Consider the following 23,067-nt stretch of genomic DNA (forward strand, 5'->3'; position numbering starts at 1 on the left):
AATAAGGAGATGTGTGCACATGACTTACGCGATACCCGTGGAATTAACGACCACCCCGAAGACAAAGCCGAGCCATCATAAACAGGCTTTCGGCACGGTATTTACGGACCACATGTTTATTCTCGATTATGAGGCCAGTAAAGGCTGGCACGATCCGCGCGTCGTTCCGTATCAGCCGATCGAACTGGACCCTGCCGCCAAGGTATTTCACTATGGACAGACCGTATTTGAAGGCTTGAAGGCTTACTTGACGGAAGATCAGCGGATTCTCATGTTCCGCCCGAACAAAAATATTCAGCGGCTGAACCTGTCCAACCAGCGCCTGAGCATTCCGGCATTGGACGAGGAGCTCGTTATGGAAGCGCTCAAGCAGCTGGTGCTCGTGGATCGCGACTGGATTCCTTCCGAGCCGGGCACATCGCTCTACATCCGTCCGTTTGTAATCGCAACCGAGCCCGTGCTTGGCGTAGCGCCATCGCTGCAATACAAGTTCATGATTATCCTGTCGGTGGTCGGTTCGTATTATGCGGAAGGCATCAATCCGGTCAGCATTTACGTGGAGCCGAAATACGTGCGTGCCGTAGCCGGAGGCGTGGGCAATGCCAAGACGGCTGGCAACTATGCGGCGGGTTTGAAGGCACAGGATGAAGCAACGCTGAAGGGATACTCGCAGGTGCTGTGGCTCGATGGCGTACATCGCAAATATATCGAGGAAGTCGGCAGCATGAACGTGTTCTTCAAGCTGGGCGATACGGTCGTAACCCCGGCACTGAATGGCAGCATCCTGGATGGAGTTACCCGGAACTCCGTCATTCAATTGCTTCAGCATTGGAACATCCCGGTAGAAGAACGGGCCATCTCCATTGATGAAATCGTGGAGGCTCACCGCAGCGGATTGTTGACCGAAGCTTTTGGCACCGGCACGGCAGCGGTCATTTCACCGATTGGTTCCCTGGAATGGCAGGATGAGCAATTGAAGATTGGTGAGGGAGCAACGGGCGAACTCTCCAAACGCGTATATGATGCCATCACAGGCATCCAGCTCGGAACCGTTGAGGATCCGTTCGGCTGGACGGTTGAGCTTACATTATCTTAATGCACCTTTAAGGACCTTGCCTCAGACATACTGAGGCAGGGTCCTTTTTTTAAAAGAGATAGAAAGTATAGACTCCAGGTGTAACCTACCCTCTTTATCTCGCAAGGGAAACTTTGACTACATGCGGTCTATCTTCTGATAAAAACATCGATAAACGTTTTTCTTCTGATAAGCGCACATGTTACGATGAGGGTAAATTGTTGACACGTTGATGTACGAAGGCATGGAGGTGCTTTTTTAGTGAATCGTCCGCAGAGCGTCGTTCCTGATGCTATAGATTTTACGAACGCTGCCTTTCCTTTTACCGCGTCGACCACGCACGGCATATTTGCCGGAGCCCAGCGCCTGCATTGGCATCATGCTTTGGAGCTCAATTATATTCAGAGCGGGACCGGATTTATTCTGATCAACGGGATGAAGCTCCAGTTTCAGCAGGGGGATATTATTTTCATCAACAGCAATGATCTTCACCGGGCGTATGAGACCGAGAACCTGGTGATGGATGTCATTATGTTCGAGCCTTCGCTGTTATCCATCGACCTCAAGTTCGATCCGGATCTGATGGCTCCCTTCCGTTCGCTCGGAAACATGGACAGGCAGTCCCCCGTACACGATGAATTGGCCAGCCTGCTGGGGCGCATGATGGAAGAGTATCAAGCCCGAGGTACCGCTTATATGAGCCTGATCCGTTCGGATCTCATTCGTTTCCTGAGTTTAGCGAACCGTCATCTGTCGACTCCGACACAAGCGAACAGGCCGATCAAGGGCAGGGGGATGCATGCGTTAAAAGAAGTTCTGCGCACGATGGAGCTTCATCTGGACTACAGCTGGACGCTGCAGGAGCTGTCCGATTTAACGCATCTGAGCCCTTCCCGGTTCAGCGCTCTGTTCCAGCAGGCGGTCGGCACTTCACCGCACCATTATCTGATTCAGCTGCGCTTGACGCATGCCGTGCACTTGCTAGAGACGACGGACCAGAAGATTATCGAGATTGCGGAATCCTGCGGGTTTCGGAATCTTTCCAATTTCAATCGTCTGTTCAAGCAGCATGTCGGCGCATCGCCAAGCGAAATTCGGGAGCGTGCTTATGCAGGCACTCCCGTAATCCCCTCCACTACAAAAACCAAGAAACAGTAAGATAGTATCACTCCTTGATCGTATAACAGTAGATGGATGTCAGTGGAAGCGGTATCTTAAATATATACCACCACATGACGCCGCTGTAAGGCGGGTAGGAGTGAAGTGCATGAGTTTGTATCTGGGTGTAGATGCCGGCGGTAGTAAGACACACGCCGTGATCTGCGATGAGCAAGGGAACATTCTTGGCAAGGGAGCGTCTGGGAACGGCAATCACCAGATTCACCGTGAACATGCGGCCCGTAACATTGAGGAAGCCTGTAATGCGGCTCTTCAAGAGGCTGGAGTTGCCAAAGAAAATATCAGTTATGCATATTTTGGCTTGGCCGGAGCAGATCGGGAAGCCGATTACGAGATCCTGCGTCCGATGATCGGGGCCCTCGGTTATCCTAAGCATGATATCGCATGCGACACCATTATCGGGATGCGGGCTGGAACGAGCCGACCGTATGGCGCCGCATTGATCTGCGGTACGGGCTTTAACAGCGCGGCCCGCAACCGTGCGGGAGAAGAGCTGCAGTATGGCGGATTCGGCTTCTTGTATGGAGATGGATACGCCGGCGGTTCCGGATTTGCCACGCTGGCTTTCCGGGCAGTCATTCGGGCCTGGGATGAGCGGGGACCGGCAACCTTATTGACATCGCTCGTACTGGAGCAGATGGGATACGCGTCCGTAGAACCGATGTATGAGGATGTTCTTTACGGTAAGACGAAGGTTCCGCCAAGCCTGGTGAAGACGCTGTTCCAGGCAGCTGAAGCAGGTGACGAGGTGGCAACCGGAATTCTTGAGAATGAGGGCGAAGAGCTGGCCAATGCGGTATGTACGCTGATCCGGCGGCTGGACATGACGGATGAAACCTTTGACATTGTCTATATCGGCAGTGTGCTGAACAGGCCGAACAGCTCGATCCTGACGGATGCGATCGAACGGATTGTTTCGGTCCGGGCACCACATGCAGCCTGTGTAAGACTGACATCCGATCCGGTGTCCGGTGCGCTTCTCTGCGCGATGGATGCCGACGGCCATGCCATTGATGCAGCGACGGAGGCCAAACTGAAGGCATTTACGTTTGAGCAGGTAACTACAGCCTGATCCGTTTATCGTTGGAATAGAACCTGATAAATACGGATTGATATCATACCTTGGAGGCGATTAACGTGGCAGCAGGATTGAAGATAGCGGTCATCGGGGGAGGTTCGTCCTATACCCCGGAAATTGTTGAAGGTTTCATTCGCAATTATGAGCAAATGCCGATTCGCGAACTATGGTTCGTTGATATTGAAGAGGGCAAGCATAAGCTGGAGATTGTAGGCAATCTGGCCAAACGGATGGTCAAAGAGTCCGGCCTGCCGATCGAGGTTCACCTGACGCTGGATCGCAGACAAGCGATTGCGGGTGCCGATTTTGTGACGACCCAGATGCGTGTCGGTTTGCTCGCGGCACGTAAACAGGATGAGCATATTCCGATTATGCACGGCGTTATCGGGCAGGAGACGACGGGCCCGGGCGGCATGCTGAAGGCGCTGCGCACGGTTCCGGTGATTCTGGACATTTGCCGAGATATCGAGGAGCTGGCACCGAATGCGTGGATGCTGAACTTCACGAATCCGGCGGGTATCGTCACGGAGGCGGTTGCGAAGCACAGTAAGGTGAAATCTGTTGGTTTGTGCAACTCGCCGATTAACTTTCAGAAGTTCCTGGCGGCCGAGTATGGCGTGTCGGAGAAGGACGTTCTGGCTGAGTTTGTCGGGATCAATCATCTTCACTGGGTGACGTCGGCGATCGTCAACGGGGAAGAGAAGCTGCCGGAGCTGCTGGATGGCGGGAAATCGTATACGGCGAAGAACGTGCCGACCTTCGGCTGGGATGCGGACTTTATCCGCTCGCTGGGGGCAATCCCGACGTATTATCTTAAATATTTCTACATGACCGATACGATGTTTGCGGATATGAAGGCATCGCTGGAGAAGGACGGAACCCGAGCGGATGTTGTCAGCCGGGTAGAGCAGGAGCTGTTTGAGCTCTACAAGGATGAGAATTTGGCCGTGAAACCAAAGCAGCTGGAGCAGCGGGGCGGTGCTTATTACTCCGAAGCAGCAGTCAACCTGATGACATCCATTTACAATGACCGTCATGACATCCAGACATTGAATGTCGCAAACGGCAATATCTATGACTTCCTGCCTGCGGATGCCAGCATCGAGATCAACTGCGTGGTAACAGGCCAAGGGCCGATTCCGCTTACACCGCAGAACGTTCCTTCCCATGTGAAAGGGCTGATGCATGCGGTGAAGGTATATGAACAATTGACGATTGAAGCGGCCATTACCGGCGATCGCGGAATTGCGCTGCAAGCGCTGGTTCACCATCCGCTGGTGCCTTCTGTTAGTGTAGCGAAGCAGCTGCTGGGTGAAATGCTGGAGGCGAACAAAAAGTACTTGCCTGCTTTCTTTAAGCCGGAGACCGTGCAGTAAACCGGAATGAAGTTCAAACGTGCAGTTATGAAATAAAAGCTATGCAAAACCCCTCTTCGTATTGAAGAGGGGTTTTATGTAGGAATTCCGAAATCATGATGATATGAATTTTCGGATTTGAGCTTCATTCCTGTCACATCCCGATGCCCTCCCCCGTCATACCCGTATAAAACGAAAAAGGGATGATGACGGATGCTAAAATATGACGTAGCCATTGTAGGTGGAGGCGTAGCTGGATTAACAGCTGCAATCTATGCGGCAAGAGCCGGGAAGCAAACGATACTCGTTGAAAAACAGGAGCGTTTAGGTGGTCGGGCCATGACCCATAAGAAGAAGGGAGCCTACTTCAATCTGGGCGGGCATGCCTTATATCATGGAGATGCCCTTTCAACCTTTCGCGAATTAGGGCTCCAATTGCCGGGGGGTCAACCTTCGATTGACGGGTACGGGATCTGGAAAGGAAAACTTAGTCCGTTACCCATGGGCGTGAAATCCCTATTCACCACCCCTCTATTAACCTGGAAGGGCAAGATGGAGCTCGGTGCCTGGCTTGCGAAACTAGGTAAACTGGATACACAGCTGTACGGTAACATAAGTGTGCGCGAATGGATTGAAGGTAACGTGCAGGATCCCATGGTTCGAAATTTATTCTATTCGTTATTGCGTACAGCGAGTTATGTGGTAGCCCCTGACCTGCAGGCTGCCGGTCCTGTACTGCAGCAGCTTAAGCATGCGCTGAAGGGCGTGTTGTATCTGGATCGGGGCTGGGGGGCCATGGTCGATGAATTAAAACAAAAGGCTCTGGAGCAGGGGGTTCAAATCGTCACGAAGAATAAAGTCATTTCGGTTGAGCATCACGAGGGAAAGGTACGGCACGTCCTTTGCGGTGATGGCATGAAAATAGAAGCCAATCATATTATTCTTACCACACCGCCAGCTGTCGCTCACGAACTGGTGCCCCATGCGGAAGAAACCGCCCTTCATACTTGGAAAGAGCAGGCGGTCGAAGTGACAGCGGCTTGCTTGGATGTAGCCCTGCGTCGTCTTCCGGAACCGAAGCAGCAGTTTGTGTACGGCCTCGATCAAACCGTCTTTCTCTCGAATCAGTCCCGTGCGGCTTACCTGAGTGATGATGGCGCACAAGTCATAACCTTGCTTAAGTATCAAGGCAAGGAGAAGGATGCAAGAAGGGATTTGCAGGAATTAGAAGAAACCTTAGACTTGGTGCAGCCGGGTTGGCGCAGCGAGCTCGTTGAGAAGCAATACCTTCCTAACATTACGGTCTGCCACGATTTTATGCATGTGAACCGCCAAGAGAACCCGGGTCCAGCCGTCCCGGAAATCATTGGGCTATATGTAGCGGGAGAATGGGCAGCGCATGGCGAACTCTTGGTTGATGCTGCAACCGCAAGCGCCAAGCGGGCTGTACAGCATATACTCTCGCTTGAAAGTGAGGAAAGGATCCCGAATGATGAGCACAGAGTCATTGTATAAAACCTATAGATCCGCTCTCTTCTCGTTAGCTTACCGAATGCTGGGAAGTGTGATGGATGCGGAAGATATCGTACAGGAGGCCTTCATCAGCTATAATCAATTGCCCCATCCCGAAGAAATCCGTAATGAGAGAGCGTTTCTGTACAAAATTGTAACGAATCGTTGCTTGGATCTGCTGCGCTCTTCTGCCAAAAAGCGCGAGCTGTATGTTGGCCCCTGGCTGCCGGAACCCCTGATCGAGAATATGGCGTCAGAGACGGACCCATCTCATATCGTAGAGCAGCAAGAGTCGATTTCTACAGCGTACCTGTTACTCCTTCAGCAGCTCAACGCGGTGGAAAGAGCCGTTTTTCTTCTGCGTGAGATTTTCCACTATTCTTATGACGAAATTGCTGAAATTCTGGGAAAAACAGTGCTAATTGCCGTCAAATCTTCCGCCGTGCGAAGGGCAGCATTCATTTTGATCCTGATCAGAGTCCATCGATTTCGATGGCGGAGGCGCAAATCAAAGAATTTGTGGACTCCCTCTTACAGGGGAACACGAATAAGCTGCTGGAGCTGCTAAGCGAAAAAGTCGTGTTCTACTCGGACGGCGGCGGTAAAGTCAGAGCGGCGCAAATTCCTGTGGTTGGAGTCCATAAAGTGATCCAATTGCATCTGAGCCTGCTTAAAATGTATGAAGGACAATATGTGTACTCTTATCTTACCGTCAATGGTCTGCCGGGAATGCGGATCCGGTTGGATCACGGTGTCCAATTTATTTATTCTTTTGCCTTTAAGAACCATCGGATCGAAACGATTTATAGTGTTGCGAATCCGGATAAGCTCAGACATATTCAGTTACCGTAGACAAAAAAAGGCAGGGCCGGTTTAAGATCATGGATCTTAAACCGGCCCTGCTGCTGTATTAAGCTGGGAAATCACAGGAGATATTCCTCGCGAGGTCACTCCAGCATTTCATCTGCTTACTCATCATGGTCCAGCCAGTCAAGCTTTTGACGCCAACTGGCTGTTGCATAGTAATCCGTCATACGCCGGAATAAGCCATGAAGCCGCCGTCTACGGGAATCACCGTTCCGGTGACGAATCCGGAGGTCTGATCATCCACGAGCCAGAGCAGGGTGCCGAGCAGATCCTCCGGCACACCGAACCGTCTCATGGGGGTATGGGAGATGATTTTATGAGAGCGCTCGGTTAATGAACCGTCGCTATGGGTCAGCAGATTGCGGTTCTGCTCGGTCAGGAAGAAGCCTGGCGCGATCGCGTTCACGCGAATGCCGGATTCCGCGAGATGCACGGACAGCCACTGCGTAAAGTTGTTGATGGCTGCTTTGGCTGCACTGTAAGCCGGAACCTTGGTCATCGGGCTAGGTGCGCTCATGGACGAGATATTCAGCACGACGGCCCCGGGACGCCCCAGCATCCCTTCCGCAAAGATTTGCGTCGGTATGAGCGTGCCGATGAAGTTCAAATCGAATACGCTGCGGAAGCCCGGCACGCTTAACCCGAAGAAGGTGGTCAGATCCGGCTGCCCCACATCCTCCGGACGGAAAATTTCGTTGGTTGTATTCGCGTCTTTCCGGTTGCCGCCGGCTCCGTTAATCAGGATATCGCAGGGTCCGAAAGACTCGCGCACAGCTTTCTCGGCTTGTCGGACGCTTTCCGTATCCGTTACATCGCAGGAAACGGCAATCGCCGTTCCGCCGGCAGCCGTAATTTCATCCGCCACCTGCTGCCCTTTCTCGGCCGTACGATTCAAGACGGCGACCCGGGCACCTTGCCGGCCCAGCTCCAAAGCCATTGCCCGGCACAGCACCCCGGAGCCGCCCGTGATGACAACCGTCTTCCCGTTTAATGACGGATGAATGGGAAGAGATAGGGCCCCTTGCGGCGTGGATTCATGAGAAGCTCCACTCGATCCGGGTTCAGATGAACCCGCTGCATGTTGATTTACCTCACTCATTGAACAGCCTCCTTCAACTGAGCTGCGCTTCCTGCACGCTCCCGGCTGTAAGCGTCCCACAGCCCCCAGAGATACATGATGCCTAAGGCGCGGTCATACAGACCGTAACCCGGACGGCACTGCTCACCCCAAATATGCCGCCCGTGGTCGGGTCTTACATATCCGGTGAAACCGTTGTCATGATAGGCCTGCACGATGCCGGAAATATCGACGGTACCGTCCTCGGTACGATGGGACGTTTCGATGAAATCGCCGTTCTCGTAGACGCGTACATTCCGGATATGCGCAAATGGAATCCGGTCATGGAACTCATGGATCATGGAGACGATGTCATTGTCCGGATTGGCGCCAAGCGAACCGCTGCACAGGGTCAAGCTGTTAGCCGGGCTATCATATAGCTTGAGGAATCTCCGCAGATTCTCCTGGCTGGTAATGACCCGTGGCAGACCGAAGATCGGCCATGGCGGATCATCCGGGTGAATGGCCATTCGGATGCCGTTCTTCTCGGCAGCCGGGATGACGGCGCTTAAGAAATATTCGAGGTTGCGCCACAGATCGTCCTCGGTAACACCGCGGTATGCTTCGAACAGGGAGGTCAGATGTGCCAAACGTTCCGGCTCCCAGCCTGGCATCGTAAGCGTGCTGTTTCGGTTGATCGTCTGTACCAGCTCCATCGGATCAATGCCGTGGATCTTGGCCTTCTCGAAGAAGAGCGCCGTCGAACCATCAGGCGTCTGTTTATGAAGATCGGTTCTAGCCCAGTCAAACACCGGCATGAAATTGTAGCAGATGACTTTGACGCCGACCTGGCCTAATTTCTCAATCGTCCGGATGTAGTTGGCTATGTACTGATCCCGTGAGGGAAGTCCAAGCTTGATATCCTCATGCACATTCACGCTTTCCACGACGTCAATATGAAGCCCGAACGCTTTGGCTTGGTCCGCAATTTCCTCAATTCGATCCATCGGCCATTCCTCGCCGACGGGAATATCGTGAAGTGCCCATACGATGCCCTCCACGCCGGGGATTTGTCTAATCTGATCCAGCGAGACCGTATCGTTGCCCTCGCCAAACCATCTGAATACCATGCGCATTTCTTCACCGCCTTTACAAGTTTAAGGAGTTAACGCAAAGCTGATGGAAATTTTGCAGTTACGAGTGCACCGCCAAGCTGGAAGCCTGCGAACGGATAAAGCCATCCGTCGGCATAGGCTTATTTAAAATAATCGGGATGCTTCTCTTTCAGCACGGCCAGATTGGAGATGATCAGGCTGAGATGTGCCTGCATTTCCCGTTCGGCATGATCGGCGTCATGACGTGAAATCGCGTCCGCGATCTCCCGATGCTGCTCATACAGGTTGGTCCAATTCGGATCCGCGGACAGCCATAACATCCGGCTCCGGTTCAGATGAGCGTTCATCTGCTGCAGCACGTTCCAAGTGCCGACCTTGCGGCAGCCTTCGAACAAAATACGGTGGAAGGCCTCATCCAGCTCAAACATATGCTTGCCGTCATGCTTCTCGATGCTCTCGCGCTGCTCGGACAGATTTCGCTCCAGCTCGGCGAGTTTGTCCTCGGGGAAGCTTTCGCAGGCAAGCCGGACTACGGCTTTCTCCAACTGTTCACGCATGAAGCGCGCTTCCTCGACGAGCTCCGAATCGATGAGCGAAACGCGCGTGCCCCGCTGGGGAAGCACAACCACAAGGTCTTCCTGGGCCAGGCGGACGAAGCTTTCCCGCACCGGCGTCCGGCTGACCTCGAAGGATAGGGAAACCTCCTTCTCGGACAGAGCCGTTCCCGGCGGGAGCTCCAGACTGACAATCTGCTGCTTAAGCCGGGAGTACACGATATTTCCGGCCGAACCCGGCTGTAATCGCAAAGATTCTACCACTGCATCACCTCCTAATGTATTCCATACTACCATACTTGTATGGTAGTATGGAACTGAAAATCTAAATAAGAATCGGAGGGCAATCACATGAGCCGTTTGGACACGGAAAATCTGCTGCTAAACAGCAACAGCGCGAAGAAACTCTTTTATGATTATGCGGAAGGGATGCCGATATTCGATTATCACAACCATCTAAACCCGAAGGATATTGCCACCAACCGACAGTTCGATAACCTGACGGAACTATGGCTGGAGGGAGATCACTACAAGTGGAGGGCAATGCGCTGGCTTGGCGTCGACGAAGAGCTGATTACCGGCAGCGGAAGCGCCGAAGCGAAGTTTATGGCTTGGGCGGAATGCGTTCCGCGATTGGTTGGCAATCCGCTCTATCACTGGACCCATCTGGAGCTGACCCGTTACTTCGGGATTCAGGAGCGGTTGACCGCGGAGAATGCCAAGGAGATCTGGGACGCTTGCAATGAGAAGCTGAAGGCTCCTGCCTTGCGGGCAGGCGGAATTCTGGAAAAATTCAAAGTCAAAGTGGCCTGCACGACAGATGATCCCGTTGATTCGCTGGAGTTTCATCGTGCCATTCGCGATCATGGGGAGCTGTCCACCGTCGTTGCCCCTGCATTCCGTCCGGATCGGGTGCTGGATATCACGAACCCGGACTTCACCTCCTATGTGGAGACTTTAGGAACGACGGCCAGTTTAGCCGTGGATACCTATCAAGGGCTGTTGGATGCACTGCAAGAACGGATTCAGTATTTTCACGATCATGGCTGCCGCCTGTCGGATCACGGCTTTGGCGCGTTTCCTTGCGAACAAGCCGATGAAAAAGAGGTTGCGGACATTTACGGCAAAGCGATCAGCGGGGGCAGCTTAACACCCCTTGAGGAACGGAAATATCGCACCTACACCTTGCTTAAGCTCGGAGAAATGTACCACGCCAAGGGCTGGACCATGCAGCTGCACATTGGAGCGATCCGGAACAATAATGCGCGCATGTTCGCGAAGCTCGGCAAGGACAGCGGGTATGACTCGATTCTCGATTTTCATCTGGCGGAAAGCTTGAACGGATTTCTGAGCAGGCTCGACAGAAACGATCAGCTGCCGAAGACCATTGTGTACAGCCTGTATTCTTCTCATTACGAAATGATCGCTACCACGATCGGGAATTTCCAGTCCGCTGGTGTCGAGGGCAAGCTTCAGCTCGGTTCCGCTTGGTGGTTCCACGATCAGAAGGAAGGGATGCTAAAGCAGCTCACCTCGTTGTCTTCCATGGGGCTGATCAGCACCTTTGTGGGCATGCTGACCGATTCCAGGAGCTTTATGTCGTTCCCGAGGCATGAGTATTTCCGCAGAGTGCTGTGCCGCCTGTTCGGGGACTGGATCAAGGAAGGGGAACTGCCCGCGGATTATGAATATATCGGTGCCATTATCCAGGATATTTGCTACCACAATGCCGAGCGCTATTTTCAAATCCATTGACAATTCCGTGCGGAGCATGAACAATAGACTTACTATATGAAAGCGTTTGCTGTTGGATGGATAGAAGATCTGTGACAGGCAGATGTGCACGAATAGGCGAGGGGGACATACCGTGCAATGGAACCGGGCGATATTGGTGGATGACGAGGTGTTTACGCGCAAAGGGCTCCTGAAGCTGATTGATTGGGAAGCCTGCGGCTTTCAAATTGTGGATGAAGCGGATAACGGAGAAGATGCGCTGGAACTGATTGAACGGCTTCAGCCGGATGTGGTCATCACCGATATCCGTATGCCGGTGCTGGATGGACTCGAGCTGATCAGGCGTGTCGTTACGGACGATATGGTGAAGCCGTATTTCATTATTGTAAGCGGATACGATGATTTTAACTATGCCCAGCAGGCTGTTCGTTACGGCGTGCATGATTTCATTCTGAAACCGATTGACGAGACGGAATTCAGCCATGCGCTGGTACGGCTCAGCGAACGGCTGGAGTCAGACCGCGAGGCTCGCGTGCGAGAAGAGAGGCTGTTGTCCGGAGCCTTGATGGAATCGCTCATTATAGGGGAAGCCGATGAGACGCTGCTATACGAATGGGAGCAACGCCTTGAGCTCCTGGCGGGAGACCGTCTGTTCTATGTCTTTGTCGAACGGAATGACCATCCGCTGGCTTCGGCTAACGACAATGACGGGGGCAGAGGCGAATTCAAGGACAGGGTGGAAGCGGCCCTTCTTGCGATCTCGAATGGGGAACAGCCCTTCTATCTGCATGAGCACCGTAATCGAATCGGCATCATCGTTCCGGGGAGCATCCTGCAATCGTTCCAGGGGTGTCAGCGGGGATTTGCTAGGCGCATTCAGCAATCACTCGCCGATTCGGAGCAAGAACGAATCTTCGTCTATTTCGGCCGGCCGGTTTCGACACTGTCCCTCATTCAGGACGCCTACGAAACGGCCAAGGAAGCGCTCCTATACAAGTACATCTATGATGAGAGCGGCATGGTGATCCATGAGGAAGCCACGGTGCATGATCTGCAATATATCGGGCTGGAGGAGCGTCTTTACCAGCAGCTGCTGGAGCAGATCGAGGAGCTGCATTTCGAGAAGCTGGAGAGGACGATTCGCTCGCTGTTCGAATCCTTTCAGGAGCAGCTGTATGCTCCCGAAGCGGTGAAGACGGCGATCAACCAATGCGTGCTGGGCGTGGTCCGGGTGCTCAGCAGCATGGATGGGGATCAAAGCCGGCTGTCCAGTCTGGAGCCGATGACCGAGTGGCATGACCGGAACTTGTCGCTTCATGGGCTGAAGCGGTTGTTTACGGATTTTGCGATTGAAAGCGCGAACTATATCGCGCAGCTTCGCAAGGAGCAGCACAAGGGCGGAATCCAGAAGATCCGGGCTTACATTGAGGCCCATTATCATGAGAACATCAGTCTGAAGGGCATTGCAGGGAAATTCTATATGAACCCGGTTTACCTGGGACAACTGTTCAAAAAGGCGTACGGTATGTACTTTAATGATTTCCTGCTGCAGCTGCGCGTGAACGAAGCGAAGAGACTGCTGCGCCAGACGGATCTGCGCATCTATGAGGTGGCGGAGCGGGTCGGCTTCGGCAATCCGGACTATTTCGTTACGCAATTCGAGAAGATGGAACGGATGACGCCAAGCGAGTACCGGAGCCGCTTGATGAGGGAGGCCGCGTCCGAAGGGACGAATGCATGAAGCCGAGCCTAAATAATGTCCGTCTGCGGGACAAGATGCTGCTATTGTATTTCCTGGCTGTATTTTTACCGATTCTGATTACCAACCTCATCTTCTACAACGTGACATCCGGCAGCGTGAGGGAGCAGCGGATCCAGGATATAACCGTAGCGCTGGAGCAGATGAAGAACGAGTTCCGCCGAGAAGTCGAGGACGCCCTGGAGATCTCCTCGGTCTTCTACACGGACGTTCAATTGAACGAGATCGTGGAGACGGTGTACGATCATCCGGCCGATTATATCGAGGCTTACGATACCTATCTCCGCCGCATTTTGAACTCGGGCAGCGCCGTATACAATTCGGTCAGCGAGATCACGGTGTATGTGGACAATCCGACCCTGCTGTATTCCGGCGGCATTAATTATATCGATGGCCAGGTGAAGGAAGAGGCTTGGTACAAGGCGATCGCGGGCAAGAACGTTACCCAGCCGATCGTGATGCGCACGGGCAACAACGGCCAATTGGACAGCTTCAGCATCATCCGGAGCATGAATTATTTCAGCTCGCAGGATGACCATACCAAGTATCTCAAGATTGATATGCGGATGTCCTCAATCCGTCAGATCATGAGCAATCTGAATGTGCAGGGCAAAGTATACCTGCTGAGCGGCGCCGGGAATATTGAATACACCACGGATCCCAAGGTCGATATCATGCAGGGCTCCGTACCGTACAGCAGCATCGCACATGGTGAGAAGTTTCTGGAGTTTCATACCGATACGTTCACGACCAACAATCTGAACACCTGGACGATCATGGCGGTGACGCCGGAGGATGTAGTGCTGCGTGACGTGCATCAGTCCTTGCGGTTCGTCATTGTGCTGACCTGCCTCAATTTCCTGCTTCCGAGCCTGGTGATTGTCTGGATCAGCCGGTCCCTGAACGTACGTCTGGTACGGATACTCAAACATATGAAGAGGGTCAAGAACCAAAATTACGACACGATCCAAGAGGCTGAAGCACGTGACGAGATCGGTCAGCTGACGGGTGAATTCAACCGGATGACCCTGCAGCTTGAGAGCCTGATCAATGACGTGTACGTAGCGGATATCCAGAAGAAGAACTTGGAGCTGCAGCGGAGGCACGCGCAATTAAATGCCCTGCAGAGCCAGATTAATCCGCACTTCCTCTTTAACGCGTTGGAGACGATCCGCATGCGCAGCCTGATGAAGGATGAGGATGAGACGGCAAAAATCATTCATAATATGGCGAAGATCTTCCGCAATTCGCTCGTTTGGAAAAAAGACATGGTGACGCTCAAGGAAGAAGTGGAGTTTATCCATTGTTTCCTTGAGATCCAGAAATACCGGTTTGGCGACAAAATCGATTATTCGGTCCATGCGCCAGCCGAAGAGGGACACCTGCAAATACCGAAGATGGCCATCGTCACGTTTGTGGAGAATGCCAGCATTCACGGCATCGAGCCGATCAAACACGGGGGGCGCATTGAAGTTCAGATTGTGCGCGAGGGCCAATCCCTAATCTGTACCATCCAAGATAACGGGGCAGGCATGTCCGCAAAGAAGGTAGAACGCATCTGCCGTTATCTGGATACCGAGGACGAGATGGGCGAGCGGATCGGCATTCAGAATGTCATATACCGGTTGAAGCTGTACTACGGCAGCCGGTTCCGGTTTGACATCGACAGCTCGCCCGGACAAGGCACCCGGGTCAGGCTGTCCATCCCCATCGAAACATAACGACGGCAAATCCTGCTTGGCATTCCGATTCGGAGTGACTACAGCAGGATTTGTTCGTTAGTCGGCAGGAGTGCAGCAGGAAGGCTGCGGAGCTGGAAGCTGCCATTTTTCACAACAAGAGAAACGGTTCTATAGTTTTCTAAGTATCACCTAAAGATTGACGGGTGAAAATCGCTCATGAGCTCTCTTATAATGAAAGTGCTTACAAATTAACGAGACCGAAAGGGGTAGGTCAAGAGCATGAACAAGAAATTTTGGCTGAGCTGTCTGACCGTGGTCATGATGGTATCGCTTCTAGCAGCTTGCGGCGGCGGTAAAGATAATGCAGCGGAAACCACACCGGCTGCTGGCGGCGAAGGCGAGAAGAAAGAAGAGAAGGTCACCTTCACGTATTTCAACGCAGCAGCAGGTAAAGACAAAAATACGAACGAAACCACCATCGGTAAAATTTTCGAAGACCAAACCGGCGTGAACTTTAAAATGGAGCATTTGGTAGGGGACGAGAACACGAAGGTAGGAACCTTCATTGCCAGTAACGATTACCCCGACGTCATCGTGCCGGGGAACTCGATCGACAAGCTGGTAGGCGCTGGAGCCTTCATCCCGCTGAATGACCTGATCGATAAGTACGGTCCCAATATCAAGCGTGTGTACGAGCCGTATTATAACCTCATGAAGGCCGAGGACGGCAACATCTACTTCCTGCCGCTGAGCGCGGTGGTAGGGGAATACACATCGGCTCCCAACATTGAACAGGGCGCATTCTGGATCCAACGCCGCGTCCTGAAGGAAGCGGGTTATCCGAAAATCAAGACCTTCGACGAGTACCTGGCCCTGATCCGCGACTACGTGAAGAAACATCCGGAGGAAGGCTTGACCGGATATCTGGCGCTGACGACGCAGGATAAATTTTTTGCTCTGACCAATGCCCCGATGCATTTGGCCGGCTATCCGAACGATGGCGGGATCATCATCGACATGGAGACTCACGTAGCGAATGATTACGCAGACGACGACATTACGAAGCGGTACCTGCAAGAGCTGAACAAGCTGAATGCGGAAGGCCTGTTCGATAAATCCTCTTTCGTGGACAACTATGATCAATACCTTGCCAAACTGACTTCCGGTAAGGTGCTGGGCTTCTTCGATTACAGATGGCAGGTAGGCCAAGCGATGAACAACCTGCGCGAAACAGCCAATAAATCGGGTAACGACGATCTCGAATATATGGCGCTGCCGATCGTATACGATGAGAATACCAAGGATCAGTATCTGGATCCGCCATCCTTTGTAAACAACCGCGGCGTAGGAATCTCCGTCAGCGCGAAGGATCCGGAACGCATTGTGAAGTATTTCAATAACCTGCTGACGGACGAGAACCAGATTCTGTCGAACTGGGGCATCAAGGACGAGACGTATTCCGTAGATGAGAACGGCCGCTTCTACCGTACGGAAGAGCAGATTGCACAGACCAATACGGAAGCCTTCCGCGAGTCGTTCGGTTTCAAGTACTTTGAATACAACTGGCCTCGTTACGGCAACGGTTCTACGCTTCCTGACGGTAATTCCGTGGGTGCGGGACGCCAGCCTGAGGTTGCCAAAATGTCCTACTCCGAACCGGACAAGACATTGCTTGAAGCATACGACATCGATTCCTTCTCGCAATTGTTTGCGGCACCGGACGATCGTCCTTGGTACCCGGCTTGGAGCATTCCGATCGATCAGGGCTCGCCGGCCCAAATCTTCACGCAGAAGAAAAGCGATTTGCAGCGCAAATACTTCCCGAAACTGGTTCTTGCCAGCCCTGCAGAGTTTGACGGTATCTGGAACGAATACGTGGGCGAGTTCGGCAAGCTGGACGTGAAGGGATACGAGGATCTGATCACCGAGGAAGTAGCCAAGAAAATCGCAAATGCCCAAGGACAATAATAGATGAAGGAGAGGCGAACAAGGGCGGACCGCCGAAATGGCCGAGATCCGTCCCTCCTCTTCTAGGGCCTGGATAGGAAGGAGAAGAAACCGTGGATAAAGCGAACCCGATTGGACCTGCAGAGACTACGGCGTTACGCGAAACGCCGGCGGTATCGAAAGGTTTCTTCAATAAACAACGGAAAAACGATACTGGATTAAACAATAGACCGCCAACAGGCGAAAAAAGCTTCTTCCAGAAGCTGCTGCGACAGAAGGCGCTGGTCTTCATGTCGATTCCTTTTTTGATATGGTTGTTTGTCTTTAAGTACATGCCTTTATGGGGCTGGACGATCGCTTTTCAGGATTTTAAACCGGCCAAGAAGATTTTCGATCAGGAATGGGTGGGCTTGCAGCATTTTGCTTTCCTGTTTCAGGACGAACACTTCCTTCGGGTCATGCGCAACACGCTCGCCATGAGTTTCATTAATCTCGTCTTGGGGTTTGTTACGGCGATTGTGTTAGCGATCCTGCTCAATGAGCTCCGTAATTTGATGTTTAAGCGGGTCGTGCAGACGATCAGTTATTTGCCCCATTTCATCTCTTGGGTTGTGGCTGCGAGCATTATTTCGACAGCCCTGTCGGCAGACGGCGGGATAATCAATGAACTCCTCATGTGGTTCGGGATCATTAAGGAACCGATCCTATGGCTTGGGGAAGGGGAATATTTCTGGGGAATACTCGGTGTTTCGGAGGTATGGAAGAATGTTGGCTGGAACACCATTATATATTTGGCAGCCATGACGATGATCGATCCCTCGCAGTACGAGGCGGCGGAAATCGATGGCGCCGGACGCTTTCAACGGATCTGGAACATTACCTTGCCGGGTCTGAAACCGGTATTCATCATCCTGTTGATCATGAATATCGGAAACCTGCTCGAATCCGGTTTTGAACCGCAATATTTGCTTGGTAACGGCATGAACGTGGATTATTCCGAGAACCTGGATATTTTCGTGCTCAAATATGGTATTCAGATGGGCAACTTCTCGCTCTCGATCGCAGCCGGCATGTTCAAGACGGTCGTCAGCTTCATACTCTTGTTCACGGCTAACCATATCGCGAAGAGACTTGGCGAAGATCGATTGTTCTAAGCGAAAGCTTGCGAGGGTCGTTCTCTATCAGAAAACGTACAGGAGGATTCATATGGCGAAGACATCAGATTCACCACGAGCTCATGCCCGGTTCAAGTCTCCTGCGGACCGGATATTCGATACCTTTAACATTATGTTCATGATCTGTCTCATGATTATCACGTTGTACCCGTTCATTAATACGCTCGCAGTATCCTTCAACAATGCGACGGATTCGGTGAAAGGCGGCATTTATCTATGGCCGCGAGATTTCACGTGGGAGAATTACAAATATGTGTTTAACGAAGCGACGATCTTTCAGGCGACCTTCATCTCGGTTCTGCGTACGGTGATCGGAACGATCACCTCGGTATTCTGCTGTGCCATGGTCGCCTATACGATCAGCCGACCGGAATATGTGCTGCGCAAATTCGTATCGATTGCTTTCATCCTGACGATGTATTTCAGCGGCGGTTTAATTCCGAACTTCCTGTTGATTCGCGAATTGGGCATGCTGGGCACCTTCTCGGTGTACATCATTCCGGGCTTGATCGGCGTGTTTAACGTGATAGTCATTCGTTCCTTCATTGAAGGACTGCCGGAGGGAATTCTGGAATCGGCCCGGATCGACGGCGCCGGCGAGTTCACGACTTTCATGAAAATCGTGCTCCCGCTGTGCGTGCCCGTGCTTGCTACGGTATCGCTGTTTACGGCGGTATCCCAGTGGAACTCCTGGTTTGACGTATTCTTATACAATTCCTCATACAGCGAATTAAGCACTCTTCAGTATGAGCTGATGAAAATACTTCAGAATTCGAACTCCTCGATGAACTCGGGCAACGACTATGCAAGCCAGTTTGCTAGCTCCGAGAGCGGCGCGAATCAGGTTACGCCGACCTCTATTCGGGCAACGATGACCATTGTGGCCAGCGTGCCGATCATTCTCGTGTATCCGTTCCTGCAAAAATACTTCGTGCAAGGGATGACCCTTGGCGGCGTGAAAGGTTAATCTGCAGGAACTGCTACCGCTGCTGGTGTCATCACGATCATAAACCATCAATACATGCTGTTATCTCTAATTCAAGGAGGGACTGGAAGTGTCCAACACGCATCGAAATGAACCGAGGCTTAAGGAAATGTTCGCGGATGACTTTCTCATCGGAGCGGCTGTGAACCCGCGGACAATCGAAACGCAGGAGGAACTGCTATCGTACCATTTCAACAGCATTACAGCGGAAAATGAAATGAAGTTTGTCAGCGTGCATCCGGCGGAGGATACGTATACGTTCGAGGACGCGGACCGGCTTGCCGCCTTCGCCCGCAAGCATGGGATGAAGATGCGCGGCCATACGCTGGTATGGCATAACCAAACGACCGACTGGCTGTTCGAGGACAAGAACGGGAGCCTGGTGGATAAAGCTACGCTGTACGCACGGTTAAAGTCGCATACCGACACGGTCGTGAAGCGATACAAGGACGATATTTACGCCTGGGACGTCGTCAACGAGGTAATCTCCGATGAAGGTGCCGAACTTCTTCGTCCGTCCAAATGGCTGGACATTGCGGGTCCCGATTTTATCTCCAAGGCATTTGAGTATGCTCATGAAGCCGATCCGTCGGCCCTCTTGTTCTATAACGATTACAATGAGTCTCATCCGAACAAGCGGGACAAAATCCATACGCTGGTCAAGTCGCTGCTGGATCAAGGAACGCCGATCCATGGCGTAGGCTTGCAGGCGCACTGGAATCTGTACGACCCGGGTCTTGACGATATCCGGGCGGCGATCGAGAAGTACGCGTCGCTTGGCCTGCAGCTCCAGCTTACGGAGCTCGATGTGTCGATGTTCCGGTTTGACGACAAGCGGAAGGATTTGACCGAAGCGCCGGAAGAGCTTCTGGAGGCTCAGGCTAAGCGGTATGAGGCGATGTTCGGCATTCTGAAGGAGTACCGGGATCATATTACGTCCGTTACCTTCTGGGGCGCAGCCGACGATTACACTTGGCTGGACGATTTCCCGGTACGGGGGCGAAAGAATTGGCCCTTCCTGTTTGATGAGCGGCATCAGCCGAAACCGGCGTTTAACCGATTGGTCGAGAGTACAGCCAAGGTGTAATCCGTCTTGGCTCGGATCACGGTCGAAGAAGGAGGAACTGACATTGAACAGTACTTTATATAAAGCTTGGCTGCAGTATGTGCCCGTGAAGGACCGCGAGCTTGCTGCCGGATACGGCAGGCTGCTCGGCACAATTGTTGCGGACCTTCAGCAGTCGCGGGTTGCAAACGCGGCCATGGAGGAACTGAAGAGGGCGTGCCAATCCATGCTCGGTATCGTACCGATCATCACGTCCGAGGCACCGGCTTCGTCCTATCTTGAGGTTCGCATTCATGCGGCATCAGCCGAAGAGGGCATGGGGGATGGAGTCGGATCAGGCGGGGATAAGGGTCAGGTGGCAGCCAGGCTAGGCGCAGAAGGCTTTCAGCTGGAGCATTCAATTCAAGGGCAGCAGGAGAAGCTGGTACTGACCGGTGGATCCGGTAAAGGCGTATTATATGGGGTGTTTCATTTATTGAGATTGCTTGCCTCCCACCAACCGTTAACCGGACTGAAGGTGACCGAGCAGCCAGTGAACGGACTGCGGATGATCAATCAATGGGACAATGCCGACGGCTCGGTGGAACGCGGGTACTCGGGCCACTCGATTTTTTACGAAAACGGACGGTTCACCGAAAATCTGGATCGGGTAAGAGACTACGCCCGCCTGTTGGCTTCCGTGGGGATGAATGCCATCTCCATTAATAACGTCAATGTGCACGAGATCGAGACGAAATTCATTACTGCGGAATATTTGCCGACGATTGCGAAGGTCGCGGATATCTTCCGGGAATATGGCATGACATTGTACTTGAGCATTAACTTTGCGGCTCCGCTGCATATCGGCGGCGTGTCCACCTCCGACCCGCTGAACGAAGAGGTTCGGCAGTGGTGGAAGGACACGGCGGATGAGATTTACGATCATATCCCGGACTTCGGCGGCTTCTTGGTGAAGGCGGATTCGGAGCACCGCCCCGGCCCGTTTGCCTATGGGCGGGACCATGCCGATGGCGCCAATATGCTGGCCGAGGCACTGGAGCCGCACGGCGGGCTCGTCATCTGGCGCTGCTTCGTCTACAACTGCATGCAGGATTGGCGCGACCGCAGCACGGACCGAGCGCGGGCGGCCTATGATCATTTTACCCCGCTGGACGGCAGGTTTAAGGACAATGTGCTGCTGCAGATCAAGAACGGGCCGATGGACTTTCAAGTTCGGGAACCGGTGTCCCCGTTGTTCGGCAGCATGAGAGAGACCAATCAAGTGCTGGAGTTTCAGGTTGCCCAGGAGTATACAGGCCAGCAGCGTCACGTATGCTATTTGGTGCCGCAGTGGAAAGAGGTGCTGGATTTCGATACCTGCGCGAATGGGTCCGGGTCCGAGGTGAAGAAGATTGTCAACGGTTCCCTGCACGGCATGAAATACAGCGGGATTGCCGCCGTTTCCAACATCGGAAATGATGAGAACTGGACGGGTCACACCTTGGCGCAGGCGAATCTGTATGGCTTCGGACGCCTGATCTGGGATCCGGACTTGTCCTCGGAGGGGATCGCGGAAGAATGGACGAGGTTAACCTTCGGCAATGACGCACCGGTGGTCGACACGGTATGCAACATGCTGATGCAATCGTGGCCGATCTATGAAAGCTACACCTCCCCGCTCGGGGTGGGCTGGATGATTACGCCGCATACGCATTATGGCCCGGATGTGGACGGCTATGAATATTCAAGGTGGGGTACGTACCATTTTGCCGATCGGGACGGGATGGGCGTCGATCGCACGGTGGCGACAGGCACGGGTTATACCGCACAGTATTTCGAGCCGAATAAGGCTCGATATGATTCGCTGGCGGATTGTCCTGACGAGCTGCTGCTGTTCTTCCATCATGTGCCGTATTCCCATGTGTTGAAATCCGGTAAAACGGTGATTCAGCATATTTATGACTCACATTTTGCCGGGGCGCAGGCTGCGGCTGGACTGCTCGACGCATGGACCTCGCTAGAGGATAAAGTCGATCCGGTGCGTTTCATTCAAGTAACCGAGCGTCTGGCCGATCAGGCTGAGCATGCGAAGCATTGGCGGGATGTGATCAACACGTACTTCTTCCGTAAATCCGGCGTGCCGGATGAGCAGGGGCGGACGATTTACTAAGTTCATATTATAACTGGACGTGGTAATTAGGGGATGCCCCATCAGATGTTGGATCTGATGGGGCATCCTTTTTTCATGGATGGATACTTTTCGAATGCCGAATCTTTGTGTGAGCATGTACTTTTGATGCAAGCCCAGGTAGAAATAGTGCCCTTTATAAAGCATTATATGGTAAAATATTGGAAAAAAACTCTAGAGGAGGAGGATTACATGGTTAGATACTTCTGCTTGTTGATAGTATTGATCCTGGTCTTAGGAGGCTGTAACGGCGGCGGTGAGCCAACGGAGAAGTTTACCAAAGAAGACATGGGGATCGTGCGCATAGATAATGGCCAAAAGGTACACTACGGCATGAATCGTACGGATGCTGAAAAAGTGCTTGGCACGGGACAAGAGCATGCCAGGGGTGTATTTGACTACGATTTCGGGATCGCGGTGTTCTACAGAGATGATGCCGTTGTTGCGATCAGGATGGAGGAAGAATCGAAAGGTCATTATCAAACAACGCGCGGCGCTGAAATAGGAATGCAAATTGGCGAGATCAAGAAACGATATGGAGAATACGATCCATCACCATCCGATGACATCCTGGAGTATTTCTATGACAATAAGAAGGGGAAGTTCCTCGAGAAGAGTCCGCCTAAAACAGAATCGTCGGATATTTTTATCTTTTCATCCATGTTCCATAAAGGGCAAGCGGACACCTTTCTGTTTCTTGATAGTTATTACGCGTCCTCCGGCAAATGATTCAGGACTTGGCGATGCTAGGATTCTGGAG

At 52.6% G+C, this 23,067-nt stretch carries 19 protein-coding genes; 16 read left to right on the forward strand and 3 right to left on the reverse strand.

Annotation, left to right across the window (positions count from 1 at the left end):
- Positions 1–19 precede the first annotated feature (19 nt).
- The 7 genes from ACETK5_RS28830 (at position 20) to ACETK5_RS28860 (ending at position 7,051) form a co-directional block, all read left to right on the forward strand.
- Positions 20–1,096, forward strand: a complete 1,077-nt coding sequence (locus ACETK5_RS28830) for a branched-chain amino acid aminotransferase (RefSeq protein ID WP_394059345.1) — start codon at positions 20–22, stop codon at positions 1,094–1,096.
- A 240-nt stretch (positions 1,097–1,336) separates the two neighbouring features.
- Entirely contained in the window at positions 1,337–2,233 is an 897-nt protein-coding gene (locus ACETK5_RS28835) for an AraC family transcriptional regulator (protein WP_100541123.1), read from the forward strand.
- A 109-nt stretch (positions 2,234–2,342) separates the two neighbouring features.
- Positions 2,343–3,326 (forward strand): N-acetylglucosamine kinase, encoded by a 984-nt coding sequence (locus ACETK5_RS28840; RefSeq protein WP_394059348.1) that lies wholly within the window; start codon positions 2,343–2,345, stop codon positions 3,324–3,326.
- A gap of 65 nt (positions 3,327–3,391) precedes the next feature.
- Positions 3,392–4,708 carry a 6-phospho-beta-glucosidase gene (locus ACETK5_RS28845; protein WP_100541121.1) on the forward strand — a complete coding sequence of 439 codons (1,317 nt, stop codon included), beginning with the start codon at positions 3,392–3,394 and terminating at the stop codon, positions 4,706–4,708.
- A 192-nt stretch (positions 4,709–4,900) separates the two neighbouring features.
- Positions 4,901–6,202, forward strand: coding sequence for a phytoene desaturase family protein (locus ACETK5_RS28850; protein WP_394059350.1), 1,302 nt, complete (start codon positions 4,901–4,903; stop codon positions 6,200–6,202).
- Positions 6,180–6,767 (forward strand): sigma-70 family RNA polymerase sigma factor, encoded by a 588-nt coding sequence (locus ACETK5_RS28855; RefSeq protein ID WP_394059352.1) that lies wholly within the window; start codon positions 6,180–6,182, stop codon positions 6,765–6,767. Before ACETK5_RS28850 ends, ACETK5_RS28855 begins: the two co-directional genes overlap by 23 nt.
- Complete coding sequence (locus tag ACETK5_RS28860) at positions 6,719–7,051, forward strand: sigma-70 family RNA polymerase sigma factor family protein (protein WP_394059354.1); 333 nt, start codon at positions 6,719–6,721, stop codon at positions 7,049–7,051. Before ACETK5_RS28855 ends, ACETK5_RS28860 begins: the two co-directional genes overlap by 49 nt.
- Before the next feature lie 178 nt (positions 7,052–7,229).
- Here ACETK5_RS28860 and ACETK5_RS28865 read toward each other — a convergent pair whose 3' ends face one another.
- The 3 genes from ACETK5_RS28865 to ACETK5_RS28875 form a co-directional block, all read right to left on the reverse strand.
- Positions 7,230–8,165: an SDR family oxidoreductase gene (locus ACETK5_RS28865; RefSeq protein WP_394059356.1), complete on the reverse strand. Its 936-nt coding sequence runs from the start codon at positions 8,163–8,165 to the stop codon at positions 7,230–7,232.
- Entirely contained in the window at positions 8,162–9,259 is a 1,098-nt protein-coding gene (gene uxuA / locus ACETK5_RS28870; protein WP_100541117.1) for a mannonate dehydratase, read from the reverse strand. Before uxuA ends, ACETK5_RS28865 begins: the two co-directional genes overlap by 4 nt.
- 119 nt (positions 9,260–9,378) lie before the next feature.
- The gene (locus tag ACETK5_RS28875) at positions 9,379–10,056 is read right to left on the reverse strand and encodes a GntR family transcriptional regulator (protein ID WP_100541116.1); all 678 of its coding nucleotides are present in this window, start codon (positions 10,054–10,056) and stop codon (positions 9,379–9,381) included.
- A gap of 87 nt (positions 10,057–10,143) precedes the next feature.
- On the opposite strand from ACETK5_RS28875, the gene uxaC reads away from it, so the two are divergent.
- From uxaC to ACETK5_RS28920, 9 genes are all read left to right on the forward strand, one after another.
- Positions 10,144–11,547, forward strand: a complete 1,404-nt coding sequence (gene uxaC, locus ACETK5_RS28880; RefSeq protein ID WP_394059358.1) for a glucuronate isomerase — start codon at positions 10,144–10,146, stop codon at positions 11,545–11,547.
- Between the two features lie 112 nt (positions 11,548–11,659).
- Positions 11,660–13,267: a response regulator gene (locus ACETK5_RS28885; RefSeq protein WP_394059360.1), complete on the forward strand. Its 1,608-nt coding sequence runs from the start codon at positions 11,660–11,662 to the stop codon at positions 13,265–13,267.
- Positions 13,264–15,006 (forward strand): sensor histidine kinase, encoded by a 1,743-nt coding sequence (locus ACETK5_RS28890; RefSeq protein WP_394059362.1) that lies wholly within the window; start codon positions 13,264–13,266, stop codon positions 15,004–15,006. Before ACETK5_RS28885 ends, ACETK5_RS28890 begins: the two co-directional genes overlap by 4 nt.
- 240 nt (positions 15,007–15,246) lie before the next feature.
- Positions 15,247–16,935 (forward strand): ABC transporter substrate-binding protein, encoded by a 1,689-nt coding sequence (locus ACETK5_RS28895; RefSeq protein WP_394059364.1) that lies wholly within the window; start codon positions 15,247–15,249, stop codon positions 16,933–16,935.
- A 92-nt stretch (positions 16,936–17,027) separates the two neighbouring features.
- Positions 17,028–18,068 (forward strand): ABC transporter permease, encoded by a 1,041-nt coding sequence (locus tag ACETK5_RS28900; protein ID WP_394059366.1) that lies wholly within the window; start codon positions 17,028–17,030, stop codon positions 18,066–18,068.
- 52 nt (positions 18,069–18,120) lie between these two features.
- Complete coding sequence (locus ACETK5_RS28905; RefSeq protein WP_326111091.1) at positions 18,121–19,056, forward strand: carbohydrate ABC transporter permease; 936 nt, start codon at positions 18,121–18,123, stop codon at positions 19,054–19,056.
- Between the two features lie 88 nt (positions 19,057–19,144).
- A complete protein-coding gene (locus ACETK5_RS28910) occupies positions 19,145–20,161 on the forward strand; it encodes an endo-1,4-beta-xylanase (RefSeq protein ID WP_326111089.1) in 1,017 nt (338 codons plus the stop codon).
- Positions 20,162–20,204: 43 nt separating this feature from the next.
- Positions 20,205–22,289 (forward strand): alpha-glucuronidase family glycosyl hydrolase, encoded by a 2,085-nt coding sequence (locus ACETK5_RS28915; protein ID WP_394059368.1) that lies wholly within the window; start codon positions 20,205–20,207, stop codon positions 22,287–22,289.
- A gap of 210 nt (positions 22,290–22,499) precedes the next feature.
- On the forward strand, positions 22,500–23,036 hold the full coding sequence (locus tag ACETK5_RS28920; RefSeq protein ID WP_394059370.1) for a hypothetical protein: 537 nt from the start codon (positions 22,500–22,502) through the stop codon (positions 23,034–23,036).
- Positions 23,037–23,067: the final 31 nt, after the last annotated feature.

It is taken from the genome of Paenibacillus ilasis, from assembly GCF_043195395.1.
Lineage (GTDB): Bacteria > Bacillota > Bacilli > Paenibacillales > Paenibacillaceae > Paenibacillus_AQ > Paenibacillus_AQ lautus.

Coding starts and splice junctions, on each gene's coding strand:
- ACETK5_RS28830 (WP_394059345.1), top strand. CDS start 20: ATGACTTACGCGATACCCGTGGAATTAACGACCACCCCGAAGACAAAG.
- ACETK5_RS28840 (WP_394059348.1), top strand. CDS start 2,343: ATGAGTTTGTATCTGGGTGTAGATGCCGGCGGTAGTAAGACACACGCC.
- ACETK5_RS28850 (WP_394059350.1), top strand. CDS start 4,901: ATGCTAAAATATGACGTAGCCATTGTAGGTGGAGGCGTAGCTGGATTA.
- ACETK5_RS28855 (WP_394059352.1), top strand. CDS start 6,180: ATGAGCACAGAGTCATTGTATAAAACCTATAGATCCGCTCTCTTCTCG.
- ACETK5_RS28865 (WP_394059356.1), bottom strand. CDS start 8,165: ATGAGTGAGGTAAATCAACATGCAGCGGGTTCATCTGAACCCGGATCG.
- uxuA (WP_100541117.1), bottom strand. CDS start 9,259: ATGCGCATGGTATTCAGATGGTTTGGCGAGGGCAACGATACGGTCTCG.
- uxaC (WP_394059358.1), top strand. CDS start 10,144: ATGAGCCGTTTGGACACGGAAAATCTGCTGCTAAACAGCAACAGCGCG.
- ACETK5_RS28890 (WP_394059362.1), top strand. CDS start 13,264: ATGAAGCCGAGCCTAAATAATGTCCGTCTGCGGGACAAGATGCTGCTA.
- ACETK5_RS28895 (WP_394059364.1), top strand. CDS start 15,247: ATGAACAAGAAATTTTGGCTGAGCTGTCTGACCGTGGTCATGATGGTA.
- ACETK5_RS28905 (WP_326111091.1), top strand. CDS start 18,121: ATGGCGAAGACATCAGATTCACCACGAGCTCATGCCCGGTTCAAGTCT.
- ACETK5_RS28920 (WP_394059370.1), top strand. CDS start 22,500: ATGGTTAGATACTTCTGCTTGTTGATAGTATTGATCCTGGTCTTAGGA.